The sequence below is a fragment of the Streptomyces sp. NBC_00075 genome, assembly GCF_045041225.1.
GTDB classification, from domain to species: Bacteria; Actinomycetota; Actinomycetes; order Streptomycetales; family Streptomycetaceae; genus Streptomyces; species Streptomyces adonidis.
This window is the reverse complement of record NZ_CP108243.1, coordinates 11237375-11250869: the sequence shown is the minus strand read 5'-3', so window position 1 is coordinate 11250869 and position 13495 is coordinate 11237375. Positions and strand designations below refer to the sequence as shown.

General features: G+C 70.6%; 9 protein-coding genes and 1 riboswitch. Of the genes, 3 read left to right on the top strand and 6 right to left on the bottom strand.

Annotated features, from left to right (window positions below; all coding sequences use genetic code 11):
• Positions 1-142 precede the first annotated feature (142 nt).
• A riboswitch (cobalamin riboswitch) is annotated at positions 143-366 on the top strand.
• 152 nt (positions 367-518) lie between these two features.
• Positions 519-2837, top strand: a complete 2319-nt coding sequence (gene metE / locus OG787_RS49505) for a 5-methyltetrahydropteroyltriglutamate--homocysteine S-methyltransferase (RefSeq protein ID WP_405540028.1) — start codon at positions 519-521, stop codon at positions 2835-2837.
• A gap of 247 nt (positions 2838-3084) precedes the next feature.
• Here metE and OG787_RS49500 read toward each other — a convergent pair whose 3' ends face one another.
• From OG787_RS49500 to OG787_RS49490, 3 genes are read right to left on the bottom strand one after another with little or no spacing between them, the layout of a single operon-like run.
• Positions 3085-3360, bottom strand: a complete 276-nt coding sequence (locus OG787_RS49500; protein WP_369031562.1) for a hypothetical protein — start codon at positions 3358-3360, stop codon at positions 3085-3087.
• Positions 3357-4193 (bottom strand): HD domain-containing protein, encoded by an 837-nt coding sequence (locus OG787_RS49495; protein WP_369031563.1) that lies wholly within the window; start codon positions 4191-4193, stop codon positions 3357-3359. Before OG787_RS49495 ends, OG787_RS49500 begins: the two co-directional genes overlap by 4 nt.
• Positions 4190-4537 carry a PadR family transcriptional regulator gene (locus tag OG787_RS49490; RefSeq protein ID WP_369031564.1) on the bottom strand — a complete coding sequence of 116 codons (348 nt, stop codon included), beginning with the start codon at positions 4535-4537 and terminating at the stop codon, positions 4190-4192. Before OG787_RS49490 ends, OG787_RS49495 begins: the two co-directional genes overlap by 4 nt.
• Positions 4538-4741: 204 nt before the next feature.
• On the opposite strand from OG787_RS49490, the gene OG787_RS49485 reads away from it, so the two are divergent.
• Together OG787_RS49485 and OG787_RS49480 are read left to right on the top strand one after the other, a co-directional pair.
• Positions 4742-8272 carry a putative Ig domain-containing protein gene (locus OG787_RS49485; protein WP_405540026.1) on the top strand — a complete coding sequence of 1177 codons (3531 nt, stop codon included), beginning with the start codon at positions 4742-4744 and terminating at the stop codon, positions 8270-8272.
• A 124-nt stretch (positions 8273-8396) separates the two neighbouring features.
• A complete protein-coding gene (locus tag OG787_RS49480) occupies positions 8397-9179 on the top strand; it encodes an SAM-dependent methyltransferase (protein ID WP_405540024.1) in 783 nt (260 codons plus the stop codon).
• A gap of 25 nt (positions 9180-9204) precedes the next feature.
• Here the strand turns inward: OG787_RS49480 and OG787_RS49475 are convergent, their stop codons facing one another.
• The 3 genes from OG787_RS49475 to OG787_RS49465 form a co-directional block, all read right to left on the bottom strand.
• On the bottom strand, positions 9205-9888 hold the full coding sequence (locus OG787_RS49475) for a response regulator (protein WP_369031569.1): 684 nt from the start codon (positions 9886-9888) through the stop codon (positions 9205-9207).
• Complete coding sequence (locus OG787_RS49470) at positions 9885-11102, bottom strand: sensor histidine kinase (protein ID WP_369031570.1); 1218 nt, start codon at positions 11100-11102, stop codon at positions 9885-9887. The genes OG787_RS49475 and OG787_RS49470 overlap by 4 nt, the downstream gene beginning before the upstream one ends.
• A 95-nt stretch (positions 11103-11197) precedes the next feature.
• Positions 11198-13426 (bottom strand): MMPL family transporter, encoded by a 2229-nt coding sequence (locus OG787_RS49465; protein ID WP_405540023.1) that lies wholly within the window; start codon positions 13424-13426, stop codon positions 11198-11200.
• Positions 13427-13495 lie beyond the last annotated feature (69 nt).

Sequence of the window (13495 nt, the reverse complement as noted above, 5' to 3'; positions counted from 1 at the left end):
CCAAGTCACGTCGTACGGCGTCGCTCGGATCGCGCCGTACCGGTTGAGTAGTCGGACCGGATGTGGGCCGGGTTCCGGGGCAGCCGTATGGCGCACGTCACATATGCCGGGCGTGATCCACCGCGCCCTGGTGCTGCCCCTTAGGCTGGTCCGTGCAGCTGGTTCGCCCCGTCCGCCAGGCGGGATGCGTCGCAAGAGGGAACCCGGTGGGAATCCGGGACTGCCCCGCAGCGGTGAGCGAGAACGACCGCCGTCATACGCACTGGATCCGGTGAACAGGGTCTGGGAAGCGACGGCCAGTAGGTGTCCTCCGGTCGGAGGGCGTGCTCGCGAGTCCGAAGACCTGCCCGTTGCCCGCGTACGAAGCACTCGTGCGCGGACATCCCGGTGACCTCGTGGGCGGGTCGGCGTACATATCCGGTCGGACGGCCGTCGCGCGTCCGCCCGGTGTGTCGTTCCCTTCGCGCTCCTCGTCCCGTCCCGGGATCCCGGGGAGATATCTCGCGAAGGAGATTTCCGTGACAGCGAAGTCCGCAGCCGCGGCAGCACGGTCCACCGTGTACGGCTACCCCCGTCAGGGCCCGAACCGGGAACTGAAGAAGGCCATCGAGGGCTACTGGAAGGGCCGTTCCGGCGCCGACGCCCTCCGCACCACCGCGGCCGAACTGCGTGCCGCCAACTGGCGCCGGCTCGCCGACGCCGGCATCGACGAGGTCCCGACCGGCGACTTCTCGTACTACGACCACGTCCTCGACACGACCGTGATGGTCGGCGCGATCCCGGAACGCCACCGCGCGGCCGTCGAGGCCGACGCGCTGGACGGCTACTTCGCGATGGCGCGGGGTACGCAGGACGTGGCGCCGCTGGAGATGACCAAGTGGTTCGACACCAACTACCACTATCTCGTCCCGGAGTTGGGACCGGACACCGTCTTCACGACCGACTCGGCCAAGCAGGTCAGTGAACTCAAGGAGGCTCTCGCCCTCGGGTTGAGCACCCGCCCGGTGCTGGTCGGCCCGGTCACCTATCTGCTGCTCGCCAAGCCCGCCCCGGGCGTGCCCGCCGGCTTCGACCCGCTCACCCTGCTGGACCGGCTGCTGCCGGTGTACGCCGAGGTTCTCGCCGATCTGCGGGCGGCGGGCGCCGAGTGGGTGCAGCTCGATGAGCCGGCCCTGGTCCAGGACCGCACTCCGGCCGAGCTGAACGCCGCCGCCCGCGCCTACCGTGCCCTCGGCGGGCTCACCGACCGGCCGAAGCTGCTGGTCGCGTCCTACTTCGACCGGCTCGGCGACGCGCTGCCGGTGCTGGCGAAGGCGCCGGTCGAGGGGCTGGCGCTGGACTTCACCGAGTCGGCCGCCGCCAACCTGGACGCGCTCGCGGCGGTGGGCGGCCTGCCCGGCAAGCGCCTGGTCGCAGGCGTCGTCAACGGCCGCAACATCTGGGTCAACGATCTGGAGAAGTCGCTGTCGACGCTGGGCACCCTCCTCGGCCTGGCCGACCGGGTCGATGTGTCGGCGTCCTGCTCCCTGCTCCACGTCCCCCTCGACACTGCCGCCGAACGCGACATCGAGCCGCAGATCCTGCGCTGGCTCGCCTTCGCCCGCGAGAAGACGACCGAGATCGTCACCCTCGCCACGGGGCTCGCCCAGGGCACCGGCGCCATCACCGCCCAACTGACCGCCAACCGCGCCGACTTGGCCACCCGAGCCGCATCACCCATCACCCGCGACCCCGCCGTACGAGCCCGCACGGCCGCCGTCACGGACGCCGACGCCCGCCGCTCACAGCCCTACGGCGAGCGTGCCAGGGCCCAACGCGCCCACCTGCGCCTGCCGTTGCTGCCGACCACCACCATCGGCTCCTTCCCGCAGACCGCCGAACTCCGCACCGCCCGCGCCGACTTGAGGACGGGCCGGATCGACCAGGCGGCGTACGAGGATCGCATCAGGACGGAGATCGGCGAGGTGATCGTCTTCCAGGAGAAGACCGGCATCGACGTCCTCGTCCACGGCGAGCCCGAGCGCAACGACATGGTCCAGTACTTCGCCGAGCAGCTGACGGGGTACCTCGCGACGCAGCACGGCTGGGTGCAGTCGTACGGCACCCGCTATGTCCGCCCGCCGATCCTGGCCGGCGACATCTCCCGCCCCGAACCCATGACGGTGCGCTGGACGACGTACGCCCAGTCCCTCACCTCACGCCCGGTCAAGGGCATGCTCACCGGGCCGGTCACCATGCTGGCCTGGTCCTTCGTCCGCGACGACCAGCCTCTCGGCGACACCGCCCGCCAGGTCGCCCTCGCCCTGCGCGACGAGGTCAACGGCCTTGAGGCGGCCGGGACTTCGGTCATCCAGGTGGACGAACCCGCACTGCGCGAGACGCTGCCACTGCGGGCCGCCGACCGTCCCGCCTACCTGGCCTGGGCCACGGAGGCGTTCCGGCTGAGCACCGGCGGTGTCCGTCCGGACACCCAGATCCACACGCACATGTGCTACGCCGAGTTCGGCGACATCGTCCAGGCCATCGACGACCTGGACGCCGACGTCATCAGCCTCGAAGCCGCCCGCTCCCACATGCAGGTCGCCCGCGAACTCGCCGCCCACGGCTACCCGCGCGAGGCCGGTCCCGGCGTCTACGACATCCACTCCCCGCGCGTCCCGAGCACCGAGGAGGCCGCCGACCTGCTCCGCACCGGCCTCAAGGCGATCCCCGCCGAGCGCCTCTGGGTGAACCCCGACTGCGGCCTGAAGACCCGCGGCTGGCCCGAGACCCGCGCATCGCTTGAGCACCTGGTCGCGGCAGCCCGCACGGTCCGTGAGGAACTCGCCGCGCCCTGACGGCAGGCCCCATAGGCCGGGGAAGGGCTGCGGACGGGGGAGCATCTCTGTTGCTCCTCCCCCGTGGTCCTCCCCCGGCACCGGCATCGCGGAAGACGGGCCCATCGAGTTCATGCCGCCGCGCAGTGCGGCGGCCGAGGCCGGGCTCTGGACGGCGATCCGGCGCCTGGAGGAGCTGTCGCCCACGATCGTCGTGATCCGCTTCCGACCGAGCGGGTGTCGGCGGCCCGTTGCAGCGTCCCGGCCGTCACAGCCCGTCCTGCGGAGCGGAAGGTCGTGCCGGGCGCCGGCTCGGCTCGGGTCCGGCGGCACCGGACGTGGGGTTCTGCCAGGCCTGGAGCAGCCGGCACAGACGACGAGCCGGTGTCTCGCTGGGGACGAAGAGCACTGCCGCCACCAACGCCAGTCCGCCTACGGCGAGTGCTCCGGCCGCCCATGCGGTCAGCCCTCCCTGCACCATGGCCATCACGAACGCGGCCACTGTCCCGAGGACGGCACCCAGTCGCGCCGCCCCGCTCGTCATCGCGGTTCCTGACGTAAAGGGCGGCGCAGCGTCATCGACAGTCGGGGGGTGCCGAGCAGGACGCGGAGTGTGAAGCGGGTGCGCGCGCGGCGGGTGGTGTGGGTGGCCAGGTCGGCGCCCCATTCCTCCTGCCAGCGTGCGCGTTGCCCTGCGGGCAGCAGCAGAGTGCATGCTGTCAGGAGCCGTCCCGTGACGGCGTACGAAGACGGCGCCGGTTGCAGGACCGCCGAGGCGAGGTCCCGCAGTTCACGGCCGACCGTATCCAGGCCCGCCGCAGAGGCCACGGGCACGAACACCTCAAGGGTTTCACGGGCCTTGAGAAGCTGCCTGGCCCTGGCCAGGAACGTGATGGTGCGCATGTTGTGGAGCCGGTCGGCGAGTCGGACGGCCAGCACGGCCATCTCCGGTGACGGGTCGGCGACATCGGACGCGGGCATCGTCGCCCTGCCGTCCTGCCAGTACCAGGAGACCTCGGCGGCTCCGATCGCCGCGATCAAGTCGGCGACTTCTGGGCCGAATCGGTCGGCGATCCGTTGCGGAGGACAGGCCGTGTCGTCCAGCACGTCGTGAAGCAGCGCCGCGCACACCACGTGCGGGGGCAGCCGGAGATCGGCGACGATGGCGGCGACGGCGAGACAGTGGGTGACGTAGGCGTCCCCGCTGCGGCGCCGCTGGCCCTCGTGCCAGAAGGCGGCCTCGGCATAGGCGCGTTCCACCGGGGCGGTGTCGGACTCGGGGTGGTGTGCGCGGACAGCGGCGAGCAGGCCGTCGAGGGACTGTGCCTTGCCTGCCCGTACGACACGGCGCGCCCCTGACCGGCGGCGGGCCTTCATGACGGGCCTCCCTCGGTCGCCGGGCGGACGGCCGCCCAGCCGGGCAGAGGTTTCTTCCGGGACCGGTAGACGCGGGCCAGGGCGTCGCGGGCCTGCTCGGCGCCGTCCTGGGTGATCCGGTAGAAGCGGCGGCGTGGGCGCCCGGCCGTCTCATGGACAGCCGGGTCCTCCCAGACGCTGTCCACCCAGCCGACCTGTTCCAGCCGGGCAAGGATCGGATAGATCGTGCCCGACGGCAGTCCCGCCACCCCGCACAGCTCCAGGCCGTACCGCTGCTCGGCGGGATCCTCCAGCAAAGCCCGCAGGACCAGTTGGGTCTGCAGGGTCATACGCGGCGTACCCATGCCCGTACTCTACATAGCCCATATACAGGCTGACTAGAGGTGCGGGCAGGAGTCCGATCCCACGCGACGGTAATCGTTTACGTCATAAGCGGTCGCACGCCTCTTGATAGGTGTCACTGGTCTCACCTAGCTTGGCAGCAAACGATTACTACACCACCCCGCAATCGACCTGGATCTGACGACGACCGCACCCGGAGCCGCAGCATGTCCGACAGACGTCACCAGCCGTCGTACGCCCAACGCCCCTCCCGCCGTACCGTCCTCGGCGCCATGACCGTCGGCGCCGCCGCGCTCGGCCTGCCCGCCGTGGCGCCGGGACGCGCCATGGCCGACGAAGCGCCGGCCGACGACGGTCTGCCCGTCCTGCGCACCTGGCGCAGCCCCAACGGTTTCGTCCACCCCGGCATCGGTGTCTCGGCCGGCAATCTCCGTCTCGCCCGCGCCCAGGTGCTCGCCGGCCGCGAACCCTGGGCGAGCTACTACGCGGCGATGCGGCAGACGTCGTACGCCTCCACGACGCTCAAATCCAAGAACCTGGGCAGCGTCCCGGACCTCCCGGGCACCGACACCTTCGCCTCCCAGGGCACGGAGTCGAAGCTCATCGAGGACTCCTGGGGCGTGCTCACCCAGGCGATCCTGTTCTTCGTCACCGGCGACCCGGTCCACCGCGCCAACGGCATGCGGATCATCCGGATCTGGAGCCACATGGCCCCGGACAAGTACGCCTACTACGCCGACGCCCAGATCCATTCCGGCGTGCCGCTCTATCGGCTGCTGGCCGGGGCCGAGATCTTCCGTGCGACCGACCTCGACGCCGCGTCCACCCCGTACGCCGATTACGACATCGTCTGGCACGACTCCGACACCGCGAATCTGACGGCCAATCTCGTCGTCCCGATGACGGAGACGTTCCTGCACAAGAACACCTACTACTACAACCAGCATCTCTACCCGCTGGTCGGCGCCCTGGCCGGCTACATCTTCACCGACAACCTCGACCGCTATCGCGAGGGCGTCGAGTGGTACACCGTCAACTCCACGACCACGCGGCCCGAGCAGAACGGCGCGATCGCCTCGCTCTACCCGAGGATCGACAGGAAGGACCCGCTCAACACCTTCGGCCGTTCCTTCATCCAGCTCCAGGAGATGGGCCGCGACCAGGCGCACGCCGAGGACGACGTCTACGCCGCCACCGGCCTGGCCCGCATCCTCACCGTCCAGGGCACCCGGGTGGACCCGGTCAAGGGCACCGTCTCCACGGCCCGTGACGCCGTCAGTCCCTACCGCTTCCTCGACAACCGCCTACTGACCGGCAACGACCCCTTCTACCGCTACATGCTGGGCCACGCGATCCCCTGGATCGACACCACCGGCGGCCCCGGCAAGGTCTCCGAGGCGTATCGCGGACGGCTGTTCAACCCGCTCGACGAGCTGTACCACGTCTACACCTACGAGCAGCCGGCCGACCTCCGGAAGGAGGCGCCGGGCCTGCTGGAGACGCACCGCGACGCCGAGGGCCCGACCTACTACTACGGCAGCTCGCTCGCGAACTTCTGGGGCGGCATCCAGCCCAATCCCGAGTACTGGCTGTCCCTGCCCAGGGCCGTCGCGGGCCAGACCCCGCCCGAGCCCAGCGGCCCGAACGTGCCGTTCGCGACCAAGAGCATCCTGCTGGACGGCCGTTCGAAGGTGCGGGCCGAGGACGGGCACGAGTTCGTCCGGGTCCGCCCCTCGAAGAAGGGAAGCGTCGTCGCCATCCGGCAGCTGATGTACGGCGACACCTCGAAGTACTACCCGGTCGGCGTGCGCTTCCGTACCACCGCCTCCGCGACCCTGGAGATCAGCCGCGACCGCGGCAGCGCGCCCTACTACACACTCACCGTGCCCGACACACACGGCCAGTGGCGTTACCTCACCTACAACCTCCAGGCCTCCGTCGTCCCCACGACCGTCGTCGGGAACTACATCGCCTACTACCGGATCAAGGGCCGGCCGCACGGTACCGTCGACCTCGACCACGTCAACCTCCTGGCGGTCAGCCAGCTTTCGCCGCCACTGTTCCCGCAGGGCCTCACCACGACGATGATCGGGCTCAGGGGCGCACCCCTGACCCGCTCCCTCGCGGCCACCGACCCGAACTCCTCGGACACGGTCACGTACGAGGCCGAGGGGCTTCCGGCGGGCGCGCGGCTCGACGCGGCGACCGGCACGCTGACCTGGACCCCCGGCGCCTCGCAGACAGGCCCGCACACCTTCCATGTCGTCGCCTCGGACGGCACGGTCGACACCGTCCTCGACGTGACCCTCCCGGTGGCGGCCGACCGGGCGTCCGCCTACCGACTCGCCCTCGCCGCCTACGACACCGCCGCCACCTACACCACCGCCTCCCTCGCCCTCTTCCAGCCCGTCGCCGACTCCGTCAGGGCGTCGACGGACACGGCGGACGACGAGACGTTCCTCGCGAACCTGGCCACCCTCCAGGCGGCGGTGAGCAAGCTTCAACTCCTCTCTCCCCGCCTGGCCGATGACGGCAGCCTGGCCTATCCCTCCCTCGTCTCCTCCCCCACCCTGACCGCCGCCGCGATCGCCAACATGACCGACGGCGACTTCAACACCACCAGCGGCGATCTGCGGGCCCCGTTCGTCCTCGACTTCGGCGTCGACCACCGCTTCTCCGCGACCGCGTTCGGCCTCCAGGCGCGCTACAACTTCGCCAACCGCTCGCAGGGCGCCAATGTCTACGGCTCCAACGACAAGGTCACCTGGACGAAGCTGACGGTCAGCGAGACGACCGACACCACGGACGACGACTTCGCCCTGGAGACCATCGACGTCTTCGACCAACTGCAAGGCGAGCAGTACCGGTTCCTCAAGGTCCAGGTGGATTCCCCGGGCGTCCCCACCGATCCCGCCTACCCGGGCATCTCCTCCTTCAGCGAACTCCGTATCCACGGCGACCGCCACGAGGCCGTCAACAAGATCTCCTCGGCGGTCCTCTCGTCGGACAACGCGCTCCCGGGCCGTGCCGTGGGCGGCGACACCGTCACCCTCACGCTCGCCGCGAAGGAGGCCGTCACCGATGTCGCGGTGGCCATCGAGGGGCAGCCGGCCGAGGTCACGCGGGGCGGGGACACCACGTTCCGCGCGCGGGCCGTCCTGCCCGACGACATCGACTCCGGCCGCCCACTCCGCTTCAGCGCCGACTACACCACGGCGGCCGGCGCCAAGGGCTCGACCCTCTACGCGACCACAGACGACTCGTACCTCTACCTCTCCAACGAACAGAACATCGTGAACGGCGTCATGGCCAAGGCGGACCTGGTGAGCCTCACCGGTACGTCCGAGTCCACCAAGGCGGCGGCCACCGCGCTGCTCTTCGACGCGAAGCTCACCACGTACACCGACACCCGCGCGGTGAACGGCCAGTACTACATCGTCTGGGACTTCCGCGAGGGCGGCTCGCTCGCCCTCGACCGCGCCGACCTGATCGTGCGCCAGGACTCGTACGGCACCACCCGCGCCGCCGGGCTCCAACTCCTCGGCTCCCACGACCTCGTCACCTGGACGGCCATCACCGCCAAGGCCCAGGCGACCCTCCAGTGGCAGAACCTCGCCCGCATCGACACCGCCGACGACCCGGTGCCCTACCGGTACGTACGGCTGTCCAACACGAACATCATCAACCTCTCCGAGGTGCGCTTCTTCGGTACGTACACGGCACCCGGCGCAAGTTGAGGAACACGGGGCAAGGATGCGCTCAACTGACGTACACACAGAGGCTGTTGGGACGTAGGTTGTGCGTCGAACCATCCTTGCCCTGTCCATGGCCCACGCCCTGCCGAGAGACGGAACGCCGCCCATGAGCGAGCAGATCGACACATCGGTGCCGCATTCGGCACGCATCTGGAACTACTGGCTGGGAGGGAAGGACAACTACCCCGTCGACAGGGCGGCCGGTGACGCCTACACGGACGTCTTCCCCGGCATCGTCGCCATCGCCCGCGGCAGCCGTGCCTTTCTGGCCCGCAACATCACCTTTCTGGTTACCGAGGCGGGCATACGGCAGTTCCTGGACGTCGGGACCGGGCTGCCCAGCGCCGACAACACCCACCAGGTCGCCCAGCGCATCGCGCCCGAGACCCGGATCGTCCATGTCGACAACGACCCGATGGTTCTCGCGCATGCCCGTACCCTGCTCCACTCCACGCCGGAGGGGGCGGCCTCGTACATCGAGGCCGACGTCGTGGACACCGACCGCATTCTCAAGGCCGCCGCGCAGACGCTCGACCTGTCCCGGCCGACCGCGCTGATCCTCAGCAACATCCTCGGGCATGTGGCCACTTACGAGCAGGCCCGGTCGATCGTCACCGAGCTGATGGCCGCGCTGCCGTCCGGCAGTCATCTCTCCGTCAACGACGGTTCGGCGGGCATCGATCCCGTCTTCGAGCAGGCGCAGAACGCGTACAACGAAAGCGGCGCCGTCCCCTACAACCTGCGTACCGTCGAGGAGATCACGTCCTACTTCGACGGTCTGGAGCTGCTCGATCCCGGTGTCGTCTCCGTCCCGCTCTGGCGGCCGGACACCACATCGCCCGCGCCCCAGGTGGTCGCCGAACACGGTGGGCTCGCCCGCAAGCCGTGACCCGTGGTGAGGAGAACGGCCGGTCTCAACTACCGGGCTGCGGACGTGGTTTCACCAGGCCGCTCTGGTAGGCGATGACGACGAGCTGGGCGCGGTCGCGGGCGTCCAGCTTGGTCATGGCCCGCTGGATGTGGCTGCGTACGGTCAGTGGGCTCAGGACGAGCTGCTCCGCGATCTCGGCGTTGGACCTGCCGTACGCCGCCAGGGCCATGACTTCGCGTTCGCGGTCGGTCAGGGTCTTGACGGCGTCGGGGAGGGCGAGGAAGTGGTCGGTGTCCGGGGTGGTCAGGAAGCGGGTGACGAGGGCCCGGGTGGCGGTGGATGAGAGGAGGGCGTCGCCGTCGGCGACCGTGCGGATGCCTGCCAGCAGGGTGTCGGGGCTGACGCCCTTGCCGAGGAAGCCGCTCGCGCCGGCGCGCAGGGCCTTGGCCACGTTCGCGTCGTTCTCGAAGGTGGTGAGGATCAGGATGTGGGTGTCCGAGAGGTCCGGGCGCGCGCAGATGGCCGCCGTGGCGGCGACTCCGTCGAGGTTCGGCATCCGGATGTCCATGACGACCACGTCGGGCCGGTGCGTCGCGGTGAGGTCGACGGCTTCCTGGCCGTCGGCGGCCTCCGCGACGACGGTCATGTCCTCGGCCGAGTCGACGAGGATGCGGAAGGTGGCCCGGAGCAGGGCCTGGTCGTCGGCGAGCAGGACGCGGATGGTCATGGGGCCAGGCCTTCGTCGTGACGGCGTTTGTCGCTGACTTCGTTGCCGGTGAGCGGGAGGGTGCAGGTGACCTCGAAGCCGCCCTGCTGACCGCGGCCGGCGTGGAAGGTGCCGCCCACCGCCGTCGTGCGCTCGCGCATGCTGAGCAGTCCGAAGCCGCCTGCGGAGTGGCGGGCGGGCGCGGGGCGGTCCAGTGGGGTGTCGTTGGTGACCGTCAGGGTCAGCCGGCGGCGGGTGTAGGAGAGCCGGACCCGCGCGGTACGGGTCGTGGCGTGTTTGGTGACGTTGGTGAGTGCCTCTTGGAGGATCCGGTAGGCCGTGAGGTCGAGCACGGGGGTCAGCGGGTGCGGCGGGCCCTCGGTGGTGACGGTCACCTCCAGGCCGGCCGCCGAGCAGGCGTCGATCAGGGCGGGCAGTTGCCCGAGTCCCGGTGCGGGGGCCAGTTCGTCCGCGGGATCGGTGTCCTGGTGCAGGAGCCCCACGGTCGCCTTGAGTTCACGCAGCGCCGCGCCTGTGGACTCCGGCAGTCTGGCGACGATCTCCAAGGCCTTGTCGGGGTCGGTCCGTGCGAGGTGGGCCGCGGTGCCCGCCTGGGCGTCGGCCAGGGTCAGATGGTGGGCGACGACGTCGTGCAGTTCGCGTGCGATGCGCATCCGTTCCTGGATCACCCGGTGGCGGGTCTCCTCCTCCCGTTCGCGGGCCGCGTGTTCGGTGCGGGCCACGGCGTACTCGCGGCGCACCCGGACGTAACTGCCGAAGACCGCGGACAGCAGCGCCCACGCCGCCGGATTGACGAGGGCGAGGATCAGGGAGTTGTGGTACGAGGGGAGGAACAGCCCGGCGACGATCATGCCGGCGGCGGCCGTCAGCGCGCTGTTCCAGGTGGTCCGGCGGGAGGTGCGCACGCTCGTGAAGTACAGCGAGACCAGGAGCGGGCCCATCAGCCCGGGCGTCAGGAGGTAGCCGAGGAACCCCTGGCCCATGCTGCACAACAGGGTGACGGCGAGGACCGGGAGCGGGCGGTCGCGGCGCCAGTGGAGCGCCGCGCAGGCGATCGCGGACAGGGCCAGGCCGGGCCACAGGAGCGGTGTCTCGGACATGATCACGCGGGTGAAGGCGACGCCGCAGCCGGTGAAGGCGAACAGCAGGACCAGGATCGCGGCGTCGACGGCTTGCGGGCGGTTCGCTGCCCTGCGCTGCCAGTTTGTGCTCATCACGCTCCGAGACGGTTCCACAGGCAGAGTACTTGGGCATGGCGGGGCCACGGCGCCGTCGTGTCCGGCGCCGCGGCCCACCCGTGCGGATCGCGTCAGAGACGGGCCGGTTCCTGTCGCGCGGGCTCGCTGTGCGTCGGTCCGGTGCCGGGTGCCGGCGACGCGGTGAGCCCGGAGCCCTCGACGTCGACGCGGGGCAGCAGTCGGTCGAGCCAGCCGGGCAGCCACCACGCCTTGTCGCCGAGCAGGGCGAGTACGGCGGGTACGAGTGCCATCCGTACGACGAAGGCGTCGAACAGGACGGCTACGGCGAGACCGAAGCCGATGGTCTTGATCATCGCCTCGCCCGCACCGATGAAGCCCGAGAACACCGCGATCATGATCACCGCGGCGGCGCCGACCACCCGCGCGCTGTGCCGGAAGCCGGTGACGATCGCCTGCGGGGCCCGGCCACCGTGGACGTACGCCTCCCGCATGCGGGCGACGAGGAACACCTCGTAGTCCATCGCGAGGCCGAAGACGATGCCGACGAGGAAGATCGGCATCAGGCTCATGATCGGACCGGCCTGCTCCACGCCCAGCAGGTCCGCGCCCCAGCCCCACTGGAAGACCGCCACGACCGCGCCGAGGGCGGCCAGTACCGACAGCAGGAACCCGAACGCGGCCTTGACGGGGACGAGGACCGAACGGAAGACCACCAGCAGCAGGAGCAGGGCGAGGACGATGATGACGGCCAGGTAGGGCACGAGGGCGTTCTGGAGGGCCTGGGCGATGTCGATGTTCATCGCGGTGCTGCCGGTGACCTCGAAGGTCGCGCCCGTCTCGTGTTCGAGGTCGGCGCGTTCCGCGCGGATCGTCCTGACGACGTTCTTGGTGTCCTCGGTGTTCGGTCCTGCGGTCGGGACCGCCGAGAAGAGCGCGGTGTCACCGGCCGGGTTGAACCGCGCCGGAGAGACGGACACGACACCGCGGGTCGCGCCGATCTCCTGGGCGATCCCGGCCACGGCCGCCTTGGGGTCGGCGACGCCCTTGGTGTCCACCACGATCGTCAGGGGGCCGTTGAAGCCCGCGCCGAAGCCGTCCGCGAGGGCGTCGTAGGCGCGTCGCTCGGTCGAGGAGACGGGCTTGGACTCGGCACCCGGCATGCCCATCTCCAGGCTCGCGGCGGGCAGCGCCAGCACACCAAGGCCCGCGACGCACGCCACCAGCACGGTCCACGGGCGGCGCAGCACGAACCGCGCCCACCGGGTACCGCCGTTGTCCGCGTTCCCGGTCGAACGGCCTGCCTCGGGACCTCGTTTGCGCAGGGCACGGGAGAGTACGGCGTCCGGCCACATGCCGAGCAGGGCGGGGACCAGGGTGAGGGCGACCAGGACGGCGACGACCACGGCACCCGCCGCGCACAGGCCCATCTTGGTCAGCATCGGTACGCCGACCACCGACAGGCCTGCCAGCGCGATGACGACCGTGAGCCCGGCGAAGACGACGGCGGATCCGGCCGTCCCGACGGCGAGGCCCGTCGCCTCGCGCGGGGCATGGCCGTTGGCGCGTTCCTCCCGGTAGCGCGAGACCACGAACAGGGCGTAGTCGATGCCGACCGCCAGTCCGAGCATGGTGGCGAGCGTGCCCGTGGTCAGGGACAGGCCGAAGACGCTCCCCAGGGCGAGGATGGCGGCCATGCTGACCCCGACCCCGACGAGGGCCGTGAGCAGGGGAAGGCCGGCGGCCGCGAGGGAGCCGAAGGTGATCAGGAGGACGACGGCGGCCAAGGCGACACCGATGGCCTCGGCGGAGCCGCCCGCCGCGGGCTGGGTGGCCAGTGCGGTGCCTCCGACCTCGACCGTGAGGCCGGAGCCGCGGACCTTGGCGATGGCCTGCTCCAGCGCGGCCTTGTCCGCGTCGGTGAGGTCGTCGGCCTTGACCTTGTAGTTCACCGTGGCGTAGGCGGTGGAGCCGTCCTTGCTGACCGCGCCCGTCGTGAACGGGTCGACGGCGGACTCGACCCGCGGTGCGTCGGCCGCACCGGTCACGAGCGTGTCGATGGCGGCACGGTTGGCGGACGCGGTCACCTTCTCGCCGTCGGGGGCGACGAACACGATCCTCGCGTCGGCGCCGTCGGCGTCGCCGCCCGGGAAGCGCTCTCCGATCAGGTCGAACGCCTGCTGCGCCTCGATGCCGGGCATGAAGGACGTGCCGTCGTCGGAGGCGGCCGGAGCCTTGGCGGCGCCGAGGCCGACGGCGCCGAGGAGCACGGCCCACAGCAGCGCCACGAGCCAGCGCCGCCGGAAGGCGGTCCGGCCCAACCGGTAGAGGAAGGTAGCCACGAGAAAGGGATCTCCAGGTCTGGGTTCGGGTGGATCACCAGCCTGGCTCGCGGGGGTGCGCCGGGACAT